The 17,902-nt window shown below is 54.4% G+C and carries 18 protein-coding genes; 12 read left to right on the top strand and 6 right to left on the bottom strand.

Going from position 1 to position 17,902, the window contains the following annotated elements; translation table 11 throughout:
• The first annotated feature begins 433 nt into the window (after positions 1–433).
• From cyoA to EPG66_RS07220, 6 genes are all read left to right on the top strand, one after another.
• Positions 434–1,360, top strand: a complete 927-nt coding sequence (cyoA, locus tag EPG66_RS07195; RefSeq protein ID WP_010255402.1) for a cytochrome o ubiquinol oxidase subunit II — start codon at positions 434–436, stop codon at positions 1,358–1,360.
• Between the two features lie 4 nt (positions 1,361–1,364).
• A complete protein-coding gene (cyoB, locus tag EPG66_RS07200; protein WP_010255400.1) occupies positions 1,365–3,347 on the top strand; it encodes a cytochrome o ubiquinol oxidase subunit I in 1,983 nt (660 codons plus the stop codon).
• A complete protein-coding gene (locus tag EPG66_RS07205; protein WP_009091720.1) occupies positions 3,347–3,964 on the top strand; it encodes a cytochrome o ubiquinol oxidase subunit III in 618 nt (205 codons plus the stop codon). The genes cyoB and EPG66_RS07205 overlap by 1 nt, the downstream gene beginning before the upstream one ends.
• Positions 3,964–4,293, top strand: coding sequence for a cytochrome o ubiquinol oxidase subunit IV (locus EPG66_RS07210; RefSeq protein ID WP_008924889.1), 330 nt, complete (start codon positions 3,964–3,966; stop codon positions 4,291–4,293). The genes EPG66_RS07205 and EPG66_RS07210 overlap by 1 nt, the downstream gene beginning before the upstream one ends.
• 13 nt (positions 4,294–4,306) lie before the next feature.
• Positions 4,307–5,194: a heme o synthase gene (gene cyoE / locus EPG66_RS07215; protein ID WP_010255394.1), complete on the top strand. Its 888-nt coding sequence runs from the start codon at positions 4,307–4,309 to the stop codon at positions 5,192–5,194.
• 132 nt (positions 5,195–5,326) lie between these two features.
• Positions 5,327–6,691, top strand: a complete 1,365-nt coding sequence (locus EPG66_RS07220; RefSeq protein WP_010255391.1) for an MFS transporter — start codon at positions 5,327–5,329, stop codon at positions 6,689–6,691.
• 684 nt (positions 6,692–7,375) lie between these two features.
• Here the strand turns inward: EPG66_RS07220 and EPG66_RS07225 are convergent.
• Positions 7,376–7,867, bottom strand: coding sequence for a YajQ family cyclic di-GMP-binding protein (locus tag EPG66_RS07225; RefSeq protein WP_003852530.1), 492 nt, complete (start codon positions 7,865–7,867; stop codon positions 7,376–7,378).
• A gap of 135 nt (positions 7,868–8,002) precedes the next feature.
• On the opposite strand from EPG66_RS07225, the gene panE reads away from it, so the two are divergent.
• Together panE and yajL are read left to right on the top strand one after the other, a co-directional pair.
• Positions 8,003–8,923 carry a 2-dehydropantoate 2-reductase gene (gene panE, locus EPG66_RS07230; RefSeq protein WP_033756769.1) on the top strand — a complete coding sequence of 307 codons (921 nt, stop codon included), beginning with the start codon at positions 8,003–8,005 and terminating at the stop codon, positions 8,921–8,923.
• Positions 8,877–9,473, top strand: coding sequence for a protein deglycase YajL (gene yajL, locus EPG66_RS07235; protein ID WP_031592188.1), 597 nt, complete (start codon positions 8,877–8,879; stop codon positions 9,471–9,473). The genes panE and yajL overlap by 47 nt, the downstream gene beginning before the upstream one ends.
• A gap of 80 nt (positions 9,474–9,553) precedes the next feature.
• Here the strand turns inward: yajL and thiI are convergent, their stop codons facing one another.
• Positions 9,554–11,002, bottom strand: a complete 1,449-nt coding sequence (gene thiI / locus EPG66_RS07240; RefSeq protein WP_143990496.1) for a tRNA uracil 4-sulfurtransferase ThiI — start codon at positions 11,000–11,002, stop codon at positions 9,554–9,556.
• A gap of 235 nt (positions 11,003–11,237) precedes the next feature.
• On the opposite strand from thiI, the gene xseB reads away from it, so the two are divergent.
• The 4 genes from xseB to EPG66_RS07260 all read left to right on the top strand — a co-directional run bounded on the left by xseB (position 11,238) and on the right by EPG66_RS07260 (position 15,321).
• The gene (gene xseB / locus EPG66_RS07245; protein WP_182686343.1) at positions 11,238–11,480 is read left to right on the top strand and encodes an exodeoxyribonuclease VII small subunit; all 243 of its coding nucleotides are present in this window, start codon (positions 11,238–11,240) and stop codon (positions 11,478–11,480) included.
• Entirely contained in the window at positions 11,480–12,379 is a 900-nt protein-coding gene (gene ispA / locus EPG66_RS07250) for a (2E,6E)-farnesyl diphosphate synthase (RefSeq protein WP_031592192.1), read from the top strand. Before xseB ends, ispA begins: the two co-directional genes overlap by 1 nt.
• Positions 12,380–12,398: 19 nt before the next feature.
• A complete protein-coding gene (gene dxs, locus EPG66_RS07255) occupies positions 12,399–14,264 on the top strand; it encodes a 1-deoxy-D-xylulose-5-phosphate synthase (RefSeq protein WP_010671199.1) in 1,866 nt (621 codons plus the stop codon).
• An 82-nt stretch (positions 14,265–14,346) separates the two neighbouring features.
• Positions 14,347–15,321: an aldo/keto reductase gene (locus EPG66_RS07260; protein WP_083070685.1), complete on the top strand. Its 975-nt coding sequence runs from the start codon at positions 14,347–14,349 to the stop codon at positions 15,319–15,321.
• Between the two features lie 65 nt (positions 15,322–15,386).
• Here EPG66_RS07260 and pgpA read toward each other — a convergent pair whose 3' ends face one another.
• Genes pgpA through ribH form a run of 4 tightly spaced genes read right to left on the bottom strand, consistent with a single transcriptional unit; the run spans position 15,387 to position 17,813 of the window.
• Complete coding sequence (gene pgpA, locus EPG66_RS07265) at positions 15,387–15,881, bottom strand: phosphatidylglycerophosphatase A (RefSeq protein WP_031293112.1); 495 nt, start codon at positions 15,879–15,881, stop codon at positions 15,387–15,389.
• Positions 15,871–16,848: a thiamine-phosphate kinase gene (gene thiL, locus EPG66_RS07270; protein ID WP_010255374.1), complete on the bottom strand. Its 978-nt coding sequence runs from the start codon at positions 16,846–16,848 to the stop codon at positions 15,871–15,873. The genes pgpA and thiL overlap by 11 nt, the downstream gene beginning before the upstream one ends.
• 55 nt (positions 16,849–16,903) lie before the next feature.
• A complete protein-coding gene (gene nusB, locus EPG66_RS07275) occupies positions 16,904–17,323 on the bottom strand; it encodes a transcription antitermination factor NusB (protein ID WP_010255372.1) in 420 nt (139 codons plus the stop codon).
• A 19-nt stretch (positions 17,324–17,342) separates the two neighbouring features.
• Positions 17,343–17,813 (bottom strand): 6,7-dimethyl-8-ribityllumazine synthase, encoded by a 471-nt coding sequence (ribH, locus tag EPG66_RS07280; RefSeq protein WP_010255369.1) that lies wholly within the window; start codon positions 17,811–17,813, stop codon positions 17,343–17,345.
• Positions 17,814–17,902 lie beyond the last annotated feature (89 nt).

Raw genomic sequence — 17,902 nt, forward strand, 5'->3', positions numbered from 1 at the left:
AGGTTTACGGGCTGCGGCTTATTTTATGACACCCCGATAAGTCACCGCCATTTATCATCGCGTGTTATTTTTTAAAAATAACAATATGACCTGAGGAGGCGTAGCGGAAATACTAAAAACCGGTGAGCAATTACTTTAGTTAAATTTCATCGCGCAAATGATGCAGACTTGTTAAATATTTGGGAGTTAAAAGTAAGGGTTATTCCTTTCCCTGATTTTTTTACGGTTACTTCCATTGGTTTTTGTTATATTGATGCCAACTGCTTGTCTGCGTTAATTATTTGTCACCTGGCGCAACATCTGTGACACCCTTAGCAAAAGGTGTCAACACGTATCTGACACATCCTTAAGCTGGTTTACACTGCATAAACCTTCCCGTAAAATGCGCGCACACTTAAACGACAATAGAGCCCTTTGTCATTGAGGTCGTTAAATGAGACTCAGTAAATACAATAAAAGTTTGGGGATTTTGTCATTAATTGCAGGCACTTTATTAATGAGTGGCTGCGATAGTGCATTGTTAAATCCCAAAGGACAGATTGCACTGGAGCAACGTTCGCTGATACTGACTGCCTTTGGCCTGATGTTGATCGTCGTCATCCCCGCAGTCCTGATGGCCGTGGTGTTTGCCTGGAAATATCGGGCGTCCAACACGAATGCGAAGTACAGCCCTAACTGGTCACACTCTAACAAAGTGGAAGCCGTGGTCTGGACCATTCCGATCCTGATCATTCTCTTCCTCAGCGTGCTGACCTGGAAATCAACCCACGCACTGGAGCCCAGCAAACCGCTGCAATCTGATGTGAAACCGGTTGAGATCGATGTGGTTGCACTGGACTGGAAATGGTTGTTCATTTACCCGGAACAGGGTATTGCGACCGTGAACCAGATTGCCTTCCCGGCAAATACTCCGGTGAACTTCAAAATCACGTCTAACTCCGTCATGAACTCTTTCTTCATCCCAACGCTCGGCAGCCAGATTTATGCGATGGCTGGTATGCAGACCAAGCTGCATCTGATTGCAAATGAGCCGGGAATTTTCGACGGTATCTCTGCGAACTTCAGTGGTCGTGGTTTCTCTGGCATGAAGTTTAAAGCCATTGCAACCAAAGACGATGCGGAATTCCAGCAGTGGGTGGCTAAAGTCAAAGCAGCCCCTAACACGCTGAACACTATGGATGATTTCGAGAAAGTGGCTGTGCCAAGCGAAAATCACCCGGTGGAATATTTCTCTTCAGCTGATCCGAAACTGTTCATGCAAGTCATCGACAAGTTCAAGATGAGCCACGGGAAAATGGACATGCCAAAACATGAAGGTATGGACATGAGTCACGCCGCTTCCGCGGGAGCCGAGGAATAATACGATGTTCGGAAAATTAACACTTGATGCAGTGCCGTACCATGAGCCGATTATCATGGTTACGGTTGCCGCTATCCTGATAGGTGGTGCAGCGCTGGTTGCTGCGCTCACCTATTTTGGTAAGTGGAAATATCTGTGGTCTGAATGGCTGACGTCAGTCGACCACAAACGCCTGGGTATCATGTACATCATCATGGCGTTCGTCATGCTGATTCGTGGTTTCGCTGATGCCATTATGATGCGTACCCAGCAGGTTATGGCTTCGGCCGGTGAAGCGGGCATTCTGCCACCGCACCACTACGACCAGATCTTTACCGCGCATGGCGTGATTATGATCTTCTTCGTGGCGATGCCGTTCGTGGTTGGCCTGATGAACATCGCGGTTCCGTTGCAGATTGGTGCACGTGACGTTGCGTTCCCGTTCCTGAACAACCTGAGCTTCTGGTTTACTGCGGTCGGTGTGATCCTGGTTAACCTGTCGCTGGGTGTGGGCGAGTTCGCACAGACCGGCTGGCTGGCTTATCCGCCGCTTTCCGGCGCGGAGTACAGTCCCGGGGTCGGGGTCGATTACTGGATCTGGAGCCTTCAGCTTTCAGGTATTGGTACGACCTTAACCGGTATTAACTTCTTCGTGACCATCCTGAAGATGCGTGCACCGGGCATGAGCCTGTTCAAAATGCCGGTATTTACCTGGACCGCGCTGTGCACCAACGTCCTGATCATCGCTGCGTTCCCGGTTCTGACCGTGACCCTGGCGCTGTTGACCCTTGATCGTTATCTCGGCTTCCATTTCTTCACCAATGAAATGGGCGGGAACATGATGATGTACGTCAACCTGATCTGGGTCTGGGGCCATCCGGAAGTGTATATCCTGGTACTGCCGGTGTTTGGTGTGTTCGCAGAAATTACCGCGACCTTCTCCAAAAAACGTCTGTTTGGTTATACCTCACTGGTTTGGGCGACCATCGCCATTACCGTGCTGTCGTTTATCGTCTGGTTGCACCACTTCTTCACCATGGGTGCAGGTGCCAACGTTAACGCCTTCTTCGGTATCATGACGATGATCATCGCGATTCCGACCGGGGTTAAAATCTTTAACTGGCTGTTCACCATGTATCAGGGCCGCATTCAGATGCACTCTGCCATGCTGTGGACCGTTGGCTTCCTGGTAACCTTCTCTGTAGGGGGTATGACCGGCGTACTGCTGGCCGTTCCGGGTGCTGACTTTATTCTGCACAACAGCCTGTTCCTGATTGCACACTTCCATAACGTTATCATCGGTGGTGTGGTGTTCGGTTGTATGGCGGGCGTGACCTACTGGTTCCCGAAAGCATTTGGCTTCACCCTGAACGAAACCTGGGGCAAGCGCGCATTCTGGTTCTGGATCATTGGCTTCTTCGTTGCCTTTATGCCGCTGTACGCACTGGGCTTCATGGGTATGACACGTCGTCTGAGCCAGGATATCGATCCACAGTTCCACACCTTACTGGTGGTAGCTGCGGGCGGTGCCGGTCTGATTGCGCTGGGTATTCTGTGTCAGCTGACCATGTTCTACGTCTCGGTACGTGACCGCGATCAGAACCGTGATGTGACGGGTGACCCATGGGGCGGTCGTACGCTGGAGTGGGCAACCTCTTCACCACCACCGTTCTATAACTTTGCTGTCATCCCGCATGTGCATGAGCGTGACGCTTTCTGGGAAATGAAAGAGAAAGGCGAAGCGTACAAACAGCCGGAATCTTATGAAGAGATTCATATGCCGAAAAACAGCGGTGCCGCAATTATCATCTGCGCATTTGCAACGGTAATGGGTTTCGCGCTGATCTGGCATATCTGGTGGCTGGCGGGTGTTTCATTCCTCGGCATGATCGTTTCCTGGATCGTGAAGAGCTTCGACGAAGACGTGGATTACTACGTTCCGGTTGCCGAAGTTCAGAAGATTGAGAACCAGCACTTTGACGAAATCAGCAAAGCAGGTCTGAAATAATGTCAACTGAAACTCTGATTAAACATCACCACGACGCCCATGCGGAGCATGGGCATCACGATGCAGGAGCCAATAAAGTCTTTGGCTTCTGGATCTACCTGATGAGTGACTGCATTATCTTCGCAACCCTGTTTGCGACCTATGCTGTCATGGTCAACAACACTGCCGGTGGCCCGGCAGGTAAAGATATCTTTGAGCTGCCGTTTGTTCTGGTAGAAACCGCCCTGCTGCTGTTGAGTTCGATCACTTACGGCATGGCTGTTATCTCCATGAACAAGGAGCAAAAAGGTGCCGTTATCGGCTGGCTGGCGCTGACCTTCCTGTTCGGTCTGGGCTTCATCGGGATGGAAATCTATGAATTCCATCACCTGATTGCTGAAGGCTTTGGTCCGGATCGCAGTGGCTTCCTGTCTGGCTTCTTTACGCTGGTCGGTACCCACGGTCTGCACGTGACCTCAGGTCTGATCTGGATGCTGGTTCTGATGTTCCAGATTTCCAAACGTGGCCTGAACGCGACTAACCGCACTCGTATCATGTGTCTGAGCCTTTTCTGGCACTTCCTGGACGTGGTCTGGATTTGCGTCTTCACCGTTGTTTACCTGATGGGAGCCATGTAATGAGTCATTCTGTTAACGAACATGGCGCTTCACACGGTAGCGTGAAGTCCTACATGATCGGCTTCATCCTCTCTATCATCCTGACGGCGATCCCGTTCTGGATGGTCATGGATGGCAGTGCATCTCACGGTACTATCCTTGGTGTTGTTCTGGTATGTGCGGTGATTCAGGTGCTGGTTCACCTGGTCTACTTCCTGCACTTAGACAGCAAATCTGAGGGTGGCTGGAACATGGTAGCCATTGTCTTCTCGGCCATCATCATCCTGATTGTCGTAGTAGGCTCACTGTGGATCATGTGGAACCTCAACTACAACATGATGCCTCACTAAAGAGTCACGCGTAATGTTTAAGCAATACCTGCAAGTTACAAAACCAGGAATTATTTTCGGGAATTTAATTTCTGTGATCGGCGGATTTCTGTTGGCTTCCAAAGGCAACACGGATTACGCCCTGTTTCTCATCACCCTGGTGGGCGTGTCACTGGTGGTTGCATCGGGTTGTGTGTTTAACAACGTGATCGACCGCGACATTGACATCAAGATGGAGAGAACCAGGAATCGGGTGCTGGTAAAAGGCCTCATCTCCGCGAAAGTAAGCCTGGTTTATGCCACTGTGCTGGGTATTGCTGGCTTTGCGTTGCTCTACTTCGGTGCTAATCCGCTGGCCATGTGGCTGGCGGTGATGGGCTTCGTGGTGTATGTGGGCATCTACAGTCTCTATATGAAGCGTAATTCCGTTTACGGTACGCTGATTGGCAGTCTGTCGGGTGCTGCGCCGCCGGTTATCGGCTACTGCGCGGTCTCTAACCAGTTTGATGCTGGCGCATTAATCCTGCTGGCGATCTTTAGCCTGTGGCAGATGCCGCATTCGTACGCGATTGCCATCTTCCGCTTTAAAGATTACCAGGCAGCGAACATCCCGGTTCTGCCGGTGGTGAAAGGCATTTCCGTGGCTAAAAATCATATTACGCTCTATATCCTGGCGTTTATGATTGCCACGCTGATGCTGACGCTGGGAGGCTACGCGGGCTACAAATATCTGGTGGTGGCTGCTGCGGTCAGCGTCTGGTGGCTGGGCATGGCGTTATCGGGTTATAAAACCGCTGATGACCGTGTCTGGGCACGTAAACTGTTTGTCTTCTCTATCGTGACCATCACCGCACTGAGCGTGATGATGTCGGTGGATTCGATGGCTCCGGCCTCGAAGGACCTGCTGACTTACGTCTGGTAACCGGCACCGATACAGCATGAAAAGGGCGCGATTTTCGCGCCCTTTCTTTTTGTTACCACTGCTTAAAAACTATTGTTTTACCCGCCCTGCCCCGCCCCCTAGAATGAATGCAGCACATTAACAGAGGTTGGAATGAACGATAATAAAATGACTCCGGTGGAGCTGCGCGCCACATGGGGCCTCGGTACGGTCTTTTCCCTGCGCATGCTGGGAATGTTTATGGTCCTGCCGGTACTGACCACTTATGGCATGGCATTACAGGGCGCGAGTGAAACCTTAATTGGCCTGGCAATCGGCATTTATGGCCTTGCCCAGGCGATATTTCAGATTCCTTTTGGTCTGCTCTCTGATCGCATCGGGCGTAAGCCGCTGATCGTTGGCGGACTGTTGCTTTTTGTCCTGGGCAGTATTATTGCTGCCTGCACCGACTCCATCTGGGGCATTATTCTGGGCCGTGCCCTTCAGGGCTCAGGCGCGATTGCCGCTGCCGTGATGGCGCTGTTATCCGATTTAACCCGTGAGCAGAACCGCACCAAAGCGATGGCGTTTATCGGCATCAGTTTTGGCGTTACCTTCGCGATCGCCATGGTGGTCGGCCCGATTGTTACTCACGCTCTGGGCCTGCATGCGCTGTTCTGGATGATTGCGATTCTGGCGTCGCTGGGTATCGTGATCACCCTGCTGGTGGTGCCATCGGCCTCCCATCATGTCCTGAACCGTGAATCAGGGATGGTTAAAGGCAGCTTCCGCAAAGTGCTGGCTAACCCACGTCTGGTGAAGCTCAATATCGGTATTTTCTGCCTGCACGTCCTGCTGATGTCGAGCTTTGTCGCGTTGCCGGGGCAGTTTGAACAGGCAGGCTTCCCGGCTCCCGAACACTGGAAAGTCTATCTCTCCACCATGCTGATCGCTTTTGCTGGCGTAGTACCCTTCATCATTTATGCCGAAGTGAAGCGCCGCATGAAGCGTGTCTTTGTCGGCTGCGTCGGGATGATTGTCATTGCCGAGATCGTATTGTGGGGCGCGGAAGGACATTTCTGGACGCTGGTAGTGGGTGTTCAGCTCTTCTTCTTCGCCTTCAACCTGATGGAAGCTATTCTGCCTTCGCTGATCAGTAAAGAGTCGCCCGCAGGCTACAAAGGCACGGCGATGGGGATCTACTCCACCAGCCAGTTCCTGGGCGTGGCCGTTGGCGGCAGCATGGGTGGCTGGGTATTTGGTCATTTCGATGCGCAGACCGTTTTCCTGGTTGGCGCGATGGTGGCCGCAGCCTGGCTGTTTGTCAGCATGACAATGCAGGAACCGCCTTATGTCAGCAGCCTGCGCATCGTGCTGAGTGATGCCGCACTGGCCGTGCCGAATCTGGAGCAGCGCCTGAAAGCGCAGCCGGGCGTTAACTCCGTGTTTATCGTGCCCGAAGAGAAAAGCGCCTACATCAAAATTGATAGCAAGGTTACCAGCCGCCCTGAGCTGGAAGCTCTGCTGGGTAGTTGTTAGCTTAAAAAATTTTAGTGATAACGTCAGCTCGTTTCGCTTCAGGATCGAGCTGGCTCAGGGAACACGGTCAGATCGGAAAGTCGCAAAAGCCGCCATCCATGGCACGCTCGGCCCGCGCCGTCCCTGGCGCGGGACGCTTTCCTCCTCTGACCGTGTTCCCTGAGCCCCTGAGCTTTTGAGTTGCTGCTAAGTTCCCCCCGAATTTGATTTTGTGCTTAATCTTAAACCCGGCACAAGTCTTCTTACAGACAACTCAGAAATTCAAAGCGATGGGAGCCTGTGCCTGTAGCAAAGCATCGCGGGACAGGGACAAAAACGCCGGGAGCGTTTTTGAACAACGCAACGCGTTGGCCCGGCTACGGGCGCACCTCAGGGATGAGGTGCGCAATCGCCCGCGCTGAGCCGCCATGGATGGCGCTTTTGCGTCTTTGCGAAAGGCACAGACTCCCTGAGCCAGGCCGCGATCTTACAGACGCCCTACAGCTCACAACCCGCTCCAGACGTTTGACTTGTTCAAAGAGATGCAAGCCAGTGCACGTTCCCACAGAAGTCCCAAACCACGCCTTAATTCAGACGGCTCACAAATTTGAATCGAAGCAGGGCTGCTCCTGCCAGATAACAAAAAACCCGGCCTTAGCCGGGTTTTTATCACTGCATTCATGCTGAAATTCAGCCGGCCCCCGCTTAATCGCGGAAGTTTTTAAACTGGAATGGCTGCCCCAGATTGCTGCCGCGCACGATTGCCATCGCACCCTGCAAATCATCACGCGCTTTGCCGGTTACACGCAATGCTTCACCCTGAATCTGGGTCTGCACTTTCAGCTTGCTGTCTTTGATCAGCTTCACCAGCTTCTTCGCCACGTCGCTTTCAATGCCTTTTTTCAGTTTGGCATCGACCGCCCAGCTTTTGCCGCTGTGCTCAATCTCTTCCGGCACCTCTAAAGCACCGCCTTCAATCCCGCGCTTCAGTAACTTCTCACGCAAAATATCAACCAGCTGCTTAACCTGAAAATCGGACTCGCTGGTAATTTTGATGGTTTCATTCTTTTCGTTGAGCTCAAACTCGGCGCTCACGTTGCGGAAATCGAAGCGGGTAGACACTTCACGGTTGGCATTTTCCACCGCATTGCGAATTTCCTGCAGATCGACTTCTGAAACGATATCGAAAGATGGCATCTCTTCTTCTCCTGACGCTAAAGTGACATGCATAATACGCGTCTTAAGGTGCTAAATAAAATCAGGCTGCACACAACGCTATAATGAAAGTGTGACAGTAAATAATAGATGGATAGCCCGCCAGCGGGAGGCAGCATGAAAATTACCGTGTTAGGTTGCGGTGCTCTGGGTCAGATCTGGATGACAACCCTTGCCCGCCAGGGACATGAGGTGCAGGGATGGTTGCGGGTGCCGCAGCCCTACTGTTCAGCCAATGTGATTGATCCACAGGGTAACATTTCGAACCGCACGTTTATCGCCAACGATCCGCTGTTTCTGGCAGAAAGCCAGCTGCTGCTGGTTACGCTCAAAGCCCCGCAGGTCTCGCCCGCGGTGAAAAACCTGGAAAGCGTGCTGCCAGAAAACTGCCCGGTGCTCCTGCTGCACAACGGCATGGGGACGCTGGAAGAGCTGAAAGGGCTGACTCAGCCGCTGCTGCGTGGGGTAACAACCCATGCGGCGATGCGCGACGGCACCGTTATCAAACACATAGCCAGTGGCATCACCCACATCGGCCCCGGTAACCGCAAAAGCGCCGCTTACAGCGATCTCGCCGATATCCTGCATCATGCCCTGCCTGATGTCGCCTGGCATGACAACATCCGGGCGGCCTGCTGGCGCAAGCTGGCAGTGAACTGCATCATCAATCCGCTTAGCGTGGAGTATGAGTGCCAGAACGGTGCCCTGCGTGCTTATCCGGAGCAGATCGCACAACTGTGCGAAGAGATCAGCTGGGTCATGGAGCGCGAAGGTCAGAACGTTGCCAGCGAAAGCCTGCAGGACATCATCTTCGACGTGATTGAAAGCACCGCAGCCAACACCTCTTCGATGCTGCAGGACATACGCGCCCAGCGCCTCACCGAAATCGACTATATCAGCGGCTTTCTGCTGCGCCGCGCCCGGACGCACGGCCTGGTGCTGACGGAGAATACCCGTCTGTATGACATTGTAAAACGCAAGGAGTCCCATTATGACCGCGAACGCATCAGTGCTGGTTTGCCTGGCACATGGCAGTGAAGAAACCGAAGCTGTCACCACCATCGACCTGCTGGTACGGGCCGGGCTGAACGTTGTCACCGCCAGCGTCGAAAGCGACGGCAACCGGGAGATCGTCTGCTCACGCGGAGTTCGTCTGCTGGCTGACGTAACGCTGGTCGAAGTCGCCGACAATGATTTCGCCGCCATCGTCCTGCCCGGCGGCCTGAAAGGCGCCGAAACCTTCCGTGACAGTCCGCTGTTAGTCGAAACGGTACGCCAGTTTCACCTCAATGAAAGGATCGTCGCCGCTATCTGCGCCGCGGCAGGCACGGTACTCATCCCCCACGATCTCTTCCCGGTCGGCAATATGACCGGCTTTCCCGGCTTAAAAGAGACCATTCCGTCAGACAAGTGGATGGAGCGGCGTGTGGTCTGGGATCCACGCGTCAATCTGCTGACCAGCCAGGGGCCTGGCACGGCAATGGATTTTGCGCTGAAGCTGATCGATCTGCTGGCAGGAAAAGAGATGGCGCGCGAGGTTGCCGCACAGCTGGTGCTGGCTCCCGGCATTTATGACTATCAGGCGTAAACACGCTGAGTTAAAACGATCTGTGTTAAGCAATGCAGCCAGTCAGACCTGAACAGGCGCTGACTGGCTCTGAGGCGTCACTACGGGCGGTAGACTTTCACGTTTTTAAAGCCCTGCTCATGCAGATAGAGTGCCTGCAGACGGCTCATCACACCACGATCGCAGTAGAGCAACCAGGTCCGGTTCTGATCGAGATCGCCAAACTGCGTACTGAGTTTGTAGAACGGCAGCGATTTCACTTCCGTGGCTTTCAGTGCCAGAGGCTTCTCTTCCTGCTCATCAATAGAGCGGATATCCAGCACCACGTCGTTCTCGCTCAGCAGGGCGACGGTCTCAACTTCAACCACCTCTTCTTCTGTCTGCTCAGCGATGGTACGGATATCGACGTTGGTCGCCTCTTCAATGACCCGATCCAGAATCGTGAAGTCGAAATTCTGCTCTTCAGCCTCGATCTTCTCTTTCACCGCTTTCACGGTCGGGCTTTTTGAGATGACACCGCAATATTCCGGCATGGTGCTGGCGAAATCTTCGGTGCCAATCTCACGGGCAATCCTGATGATGTGCTCTTTGTCATGAGAGATCAGCGGACGCAGAATCAGCGTATCAGAGGCGTTATCAATCAGGCGCAGGTTGGTCAGCGTCTGGCTCGACACCTGACCCACCGCTTCACCGGTAACCAGCGCCTGCACGCCGTAGCGCTCAGCAATCGTCGAGGCGGCACGCACCATCATGCGCTTCAGCACTACGCCCATCTGACCGTCATCCACTTTTTCGAGGATCTCACCCACTACCGGCTCAAAATTGATCGCCACGAACCGCACGCGGTGTGAACGACCAAAACGATTCCACAGATAGTGCGCAACCTGACGGACGCCAATCTCATGAGCAGCACCGCCAAGATTAAAGAAGCAGTAATGTACACGGCTGCCGCGACGCAGCAGCATATAGCTGGAGACGCCGGAGTCAAAGCCACCGGAAATCAGCGACAGCACATCTTCCTGCGTGCCGATCGGGAAACCGCCCAGACCTTCGTAGCGCGCAGTCACCAGCGTCAGACGATTCTCTTCAACTTCAAGATTCACTGTAACGTCAGGGTTTTTAAGCTGCACGCGGGCGCTTTCAATATGCTGATTCAGACCACCGCCAACATAGCGCTCCACATCCTGTGAACTGAAGCTATGCTTACCACGACGTTTAACACGCACGCAGAAGCTCTTCCCTTCAAGGCTGTCGCGATACTGCGCTAAAGTCTGTTCAAAGATGTGATGAATATCGGTGTACTCACGATCTTCAACCGCTAAAACGTGATGAATTCCCGGAATGCGCGTCAGCTCATCGGGAATAATGTCGCGCAGCGCCGGATTTTTCGAACGCACTTCAATGTGATCCCAGTGACGCACAACGGCGATTTCATCGCTAACGGTTTTCAGGACGTTGCGGATATTGCTGGCAAGAATCTTGATAAAGCGCAAACGCACCGACGGACTCTTGATGGTGATTTCAGGAAATAACTTGATGATAAACTTCATGGCGGCGACACAGCTTCGTTGGGCAAATAAGTGCTAAAACAGGCAGCACTTAGCTGGTAAAATCACAAAATTGCGGGCTGCAAGGCGCAACCGCATCCGAGGCGCGGGAGTATATCACCTTTGTCAGGTGACTGCTTCTTCATCAGCCGCCGCATTGATTATTTTGCTAATCATAGGGTCTCAGCTACCATGACCGATTGCGAGATAATGTCCCAACCGTGAGTCGACACGAAATATGCCGAAAAAAGCCGAACAGCCAGCCAGCTTTGAAACGTCATTGCAGCAGCTGGAGCAGATTATCAGCCGTCTGGAAAGTGGTGAACTGCCGCTGGAAGAAGCCCTGAACGAATTTGAGCGCGGCGTGCAGCTGGCGCGGACTGGCCAGCAGACGCTTCAGCAGGCTGAACAGCGGGTCCGTATTCTGCTGAACGATGATAAAGATGCCGACCTCACTGCTTTCACGCCGGAAAACAGCTAATGGATTTCGCCCGATTACTCGACGCGTATCAGCAGCAGGTTAATGGCGCGCTGACGCGTTTTATAGAGCCACTTCCTTTTCAGAGTTCTCCTCTGGTGAATGCCATGCATTATGGGGCATTATTAGGCGGTAAACGCCTGCGTCCTTTTCTGGTCTACGCTACCGGCGAAATGCTCCACGCCGACCCGGCGAGTCTGGATGCCCCCGCCGCCGCGGTTGAATGCATTCATGCGTACTCTCTGATTCATGACGATCTCCCCGCAATGGACGATGATGCACTGCGTCGCGGGCAGCCAACCTGTCACATTAAATATGGCGAAGATACCGCGATTCTGGCGGGCGACGCCCTGCAGACGCTGGCCTTTTCAATTCTGGCCGACGAAGCGATGCCCGGTGTCAGCGCTGAATATCGTCTGATGATGCTCTCTGAACTGGCGAAAGCCAGCGGCGTGGCCGGCATGTGTGGCGGACAGGCGCTTGATTTAGCGGCGGAAGGTCAATCTGTGGATCTCGACCAGCTGGAGCAGATCCATCGTCATAAAACCGGCGCGCTGATCCGTTCAGCGGTGCGGTTAGGCGCCTTAACGGCGGGCGATGCTGGCCGTGAAGCCCTGCCGCTGCTCGACCGTTATGCAGAGGCCATTGGTCTCGCGTTTCAGGTGCAGGACGACATTCTGGATGTGATCGGTGACACAGCGGTGATCGGAAAACGCCAGGGTGCCGATCAGCATCTGGGAAAAAGCACCTATCCTTCACTGTTAGGCCTTGAAAATGCCCAAGCTAAAGCGCGGGATTTGTATCAGGAAGCACTTGATACGTTAGAATTGCTCGCTGCGCACTCTTATAACACTACAGCACTGCAGGCGCTGGCGAGCTTCATAATTGAACGCGACAAATAACTTCCATAATGAGTCTCTGATGAGTTTTGATATTGCTAAATACCCGACACTGGCGCTGGCAAACACGGTTCAGGAGCTGCGCGCCCTGCCGAAAGAGAAGCTGCCTGCGCTCTGTGATGAACTGCGTCAGTATCTGTTAGACAGTGTAAGCCGCTCCAGCGGCCATTTTGCGTCGGGTCTGGGCGTGGTCGAACTGACGGTCGCGCTGCATTATGTCTATAACACCCCCTTTGACCATCTGGTATGGGATGTGGGTCATCAGGCTTATCCGCATAAAATTCTGACCGGTCGCCGCGATCGCATCGGTACGATTCGTCAGAAAAATGGCGTACACCCGTTTCCATGGCGCGGCGAAAGTGAATATGACGTATTGAGCGTCGGTCACTCGTCAACCTCCATCAGTGCCGGTCTCGGCATGGCCGCGGCGGCAGAACGTGAAGGTCAGGGTCGTCGCACCGCCTGTATTATTGGCGATGGCGCAATTACCGCTGGCATGGCGTTTGAGGCGATGAACCATGCCGGTGATATTAAACCGGACATGCTGGTGATCCTCAACGACAACGAGATGTCGATCTCCGAAAACGTCGGTGCGCTGAATAACCGTCTGGCGCAAATCCTGTCGGGTAAAACCTATGCGCGACTGCGCGAAGGCAGCAAGCGAGTGCTGACCAGCCTGCCACCGATTAAAGAGCTGGTAAGACGCACCGAAGAGCATCTCAAAGGCATGGTCGTGCCGGGCACGCTCTTCGAAGAGCTGGGCTTTAATTATATCGGCCCGGTAGATGGTCACGATGTGCTGACGCTGGTCAATACGCTGAGCAACATGCGCAGCCTGAAAGGGCCGCAGTTCCTGCATATCATGACGAAGAAAGGCAAAGGCTACGCCCCTGCAGAGGAAGATCCGATTGCCTGGCACGCCGTGCCTAAATTCGATCCTGCGATTGGCGAACTGCCAAAAAGCGCGGAAGGTCTGCCAAGCTACTCTAAAATCTTCGGTAACTGGCTGTGCGAAATGGCCGCCGACGATCCGAAACTGATGGCGATTACGCCAGCAATGCGCGAAGGCTCCGGCATGGTGGCCTTCTCACGCGAATTCCCGAAACAATATTTTGATGTGGCAATCGCCGAGCAGCACGCCGTGACCTTCGCTGCCGGTATGGCGATTGGCGGCTATAAACCGATTGTTGCTATCTACTCCACCTTCCTGCAGCGCGCCTACGATCAGCTGATCCATGACGTCGCCATCCAGAAACTGCCGGTCCTGTTTGCTATCGATCGCGGTGGTATTGTTGGCGCGGATGGTCAGACTCACCAGGGCGCGTTTGATCTCGCCTATCTGCGCTGCGTGCCGGATATGGTGATCATGACCCCCAGCGATGAAAATGAGTGTCGGCAGATGCTCTACACCGGCTATCACTATCAGGATGGTCCAAGTGCAGTGCGCTATCCGCGCGGTACCGGTGTGGGTACGCCACTGGCACCGCTGCAGAGCCTGCCGCTGGGTAAAGCCGTGGTGAAACGTCAGGGTGAAAAGCTGGCGATTCTGAATTTCGGCACCCTGTTGCCGGAAGCGGCCGCCACGGCGGAAGCGCTGAATGCGACCCTGGTCGATATGCGCTTTGTGAAGCCGCTGGATGAGGCGCTGATCGCTGAGCTCGCCGCCACGCACGACTCGCTGATTACGCTGGAAGAAGGTGCCATCAAAGGCGGTGCCGGCAGTGGCGTTAATGAATTTGTTATGGCGAAACGTCTGGCTGTTCCGGTGCTGAACATCGGTCTGCCTGATGAGTTCATCCCGCAGGGTACGCAGGATGAAGTGCGTCATGACTATCTGCTGGATGCGGAGGGCATTCAGCAGCAGATCGCCCGCTGGCTGGCGCAGTAACCTCTCCTCGCTGCGCTCCCCCCTCGGGGAGCGCAACATCCTGCTATGCTAAGACCTTTGCACTTTCGCAGGAGCCTCCACCATGAAAACGATTCAACTGGGTACCACCGATCTGCAGGTGTCGCGTCTCTGTCTTGGCTGCATGACTTATGGCGAGCCGACGCGCGGCAACCATGCCTGGACGCTGCCGGAAGCGAGCAGCCGTCCGCTGATCCAGCAGGCGCTGAACGCGGGGATCAACTTTTTCGATACCGCCAACAGCTATTCAGATGGCAGCAGCGAAGAGATCCTGGGCCGGGCGCTGAAAGACTTTGCCCGCCGTGAAGAGATCGTGGTTGCCACCAAAGTCTATTTCCCGCTGACCAATCTGTCACAGGGATTGTCGCGCAAGAATATTCTGCAATCCATTGATGACAGCCTGCAGCGCCTCGGCATGGAGTATGTCGACCTGCTGCAGATTCACCGCTGGGATTATGAGACGCCGCTGGAAGAGACGCTGGAAACGCTGCATGAAGTCGTGCAGTCTGGCAAAGCACGTTATATCGGTGCCTCGTCGATGCACGCCAGTCAGTTTGCCCAGGCGTTGCAGATGCAGTCGGAACAGGGCTGGCATCGCTTTGTCAGCATGCAGGATCAGTACAACCTGATTCAGCGCGAAGAGGAGCGTGAAATGCATCCGCTCTGCCTGAAAGAGCAGATTGCCGTGCTGCCGTGGAGTCCGCTGGCACGCGGTAAGCTGACCCGCCCGTGGGGTGAAAATACCGCGCGTTCCGCCTCTGACAAAGTCATGGCGTCGCTCTATGATAATACTGAAGAGAATGATGCGGTGATTGCAGAGCGGCTGGCGCAGGTGGCGGAAGATAAAGGTGTAACGCGGGCACAGGTGGCTCTGGCCTGGCTGCTGAGCAAGCCTGCCGTCACAGCACCGATTATTGGTGCGTCGCGTGCTGAGCAGTTTGAGGATCTGGTGAAGGCAGTGGATGTCACGCTGAGTGACGAGGAAGTTGCGCTGCTGGAAGAGGTCTATCAGCCGCATCAGCCGGTAGGATTCGAATAAAATCAGAGAAAGGAGACGCCCTGCCCGGGCGTCTCCTTCTGTCGCTGTATGAGGAGCCCCGGCAGTTAACCCGCCAGCCAGACCCCAAAGCCATACAGCATGGCAGCGGAAATCACGCCAGCAATAATGTCATCCACCATAATGCCCATGCCGCCATGCACATTGCGATCAAACCAGCGAATCGGCCACGGCTTCCACATATCAAGAATACGGAACAGCACAAAGCCACCCAGAACCCACTGCCAGCTGTTAACCGGAATCGCCATCAGCGTAATCCACATGCCGATAAACTCATCCCAGACAATGCTGCCGTGATCGTGTACGCCCATATCTTTGGCAGTGCGATGGCAGAGATAGACGCCAACGCAGATACCGACCAGCACCACCAGCGAATAGAGATCCTGCGGCAGATAGGTCATCAGCCACCAGAACGGAATCGCCGCCAGCGATCCCATGGTGCCAGGCACGACCGGGCTTAATCCGCTGCCGAAACCGGTCGCCAGCAGATGCCAGGGATTGCTCATCCGCAGGCGACTCTTCGCCACGTCGTTATTTAGCATCAAAGTGATCAAACCCTTTATGACGGAATGTGGCGGGCTTGCCATTATCCAGCAGCGTTAAGCCTTCCGACTCCGGTGCCATCTGTCCGATGCAGGTATAGGGCACGCCCAGGTGACCCAGCGCCACATCCAGCGCACCGCGATTGACCTCGGGCACCGTGAAGCAGAGTTCGTAATCTTCTCCGCCACTCAGCGCCCAGCGCAGGACCTGCTCAGGGTCGAAATGATCGCGCAGCGCAGCCGAAAGGGGCAACGCATCCAGATTAAGCCGTGCGCCACAGCCGCTGGCTTTCAGCACGTGGCCGAGATCGGAAATCAGGCCGTCGGAAAGATCCACCGCTGAGGAGGCCAGCGAACGCAGCGCCTGGCCCTGCAGAATGCGCGGCATAGGACGCAGATGACGTTTAATCAGCGCTTCATGCACCGCCGGATCGCTGATGCGGCAGTGATGCTGCAGCAGCGCCAGGCCCGCCGCGCTGTCACCCAGCGTACCGGTCACGTAAATCCAGTCACCCGGCTTCGCGCCTGAACGTTTCAGGGCGCGGCCCTGCGGCACCAGACCGTGAATCGCCAGCGTCAGGCTCAGCGGGCCACGGGTGGTATCGCCGCCCACCAGCTGCATGTCGTAATATTCCAGCAGTTCAAACAGGCTTTCGCTGAAGGCAGAGAGCCAGCTCTCATCGACCTGCGGCAGCGTTAAGGCCAGCGTCAGCCATGCGGGATCGGCGCCCATGGCAGCAAGGTCGCTGAGATTCACAGCCAGGGCTTTGTAACCCAGATCGGCAGGATGGATATCCCGTAAGAAGTGCACACCCGCGACCAGGGTATCGGTGCTGATCGCCAGCGTCTGTTTTTCCGGCACGCTAAGTAACGCACAATCGTCACCGATGCCGAGTTCGACATCACGGCGGCTGCGTGTTCTGCGGTTGAAGTAGCGTGCGATGAGTTCAAATTCACCACAAGACATAATTGCGTTCCGCTTAACCCTTCATGAAAAAAGGCCGGCAAGCCGGCCTTTTTGTTTATTTGCGATTGGGTCGAATTTGTGGACCGGCTTTATCGAGCACGCCGTTAACAAATTTATGACTGTCTTCGGCACCGAAGACTTTCGCCAGCTCAATCCCTTCGTTGATGGCCACTTTATAAGGCACATCATTACGTTTGCTCAGCTCATACAGCGAGATGCGCAGGATAGCTTTTTCCACCTGGCCCAGCTCTTCGAGCTGACGCGACAGATAGGGCTTCATCAGTCCATCCAGATACGCACTGTTGGTCGCCACACCGGACAGCAGTTCGCGGAAGTAGGTAATGTCGACGTCTTTGACGTCCTGTTCCGCCAGAAACTGGTATTCCACATCGGCAATGTCGTTATTCGACAACTGCCAGGAGTAAAGCGCCTGAACAGCGCACTCACGGGCGCGACGACGAGCAGCAGGTTTCACAAAATTCCCCTTACAAAAATCAGGCTTTAATGGCTTTCAATACGTTGATCATTTCGAGCGCAGTCAGAGCCGCTTCAGCACCTTTGTTACCCGCTTTGGTGCCGGCACGCTCAATGGCCTGCTCGATGCTTTCAGTGGTCAGCACGCCAAACGCGACAGGAATCTCGCTGTTCATGGCAACGCTGGCGATACCGGAGCTGGCTTCACCCGCCACATATTCGAAGTGCGCAGTGCCACCCCGAATAACCGTACCGAGTGCGATAATCGCATCATATTTGCCGGTGTTGGCCAGCGCACGTGCTGCCAGAGGCAGTTCGTATGCACCAGGCACCCAGACTACGGTGATATTGTCATCTTTGACCTGGCCGATACGTTTCAGGGCATCAACTGCGCCATCCAGCAGGCTGTCATTAATGAAGTTGTTAAAACGCGCGATAACGATGGCAACATTGGCCTCAGGCGTTGCAACAGCAGCTTCGATAACTTTCATACTTATCCTTTCAGGGGTTTGGTTGGCCCCGCGCAGGGGGGCGGATTCTATCATACTCTTGGGCGGCGTGCTCTCGCTTTTCCGACCGT

It is taken from the genome of Pantoea pleuroti, from assembly GCF_014156615.1.
GTDB lineage: Bacteria > Pseudomonadota > Gammaproteobacteria > Enterobacterales > Enterobacteriaceae > Pantoea > Pantoea agglomerans.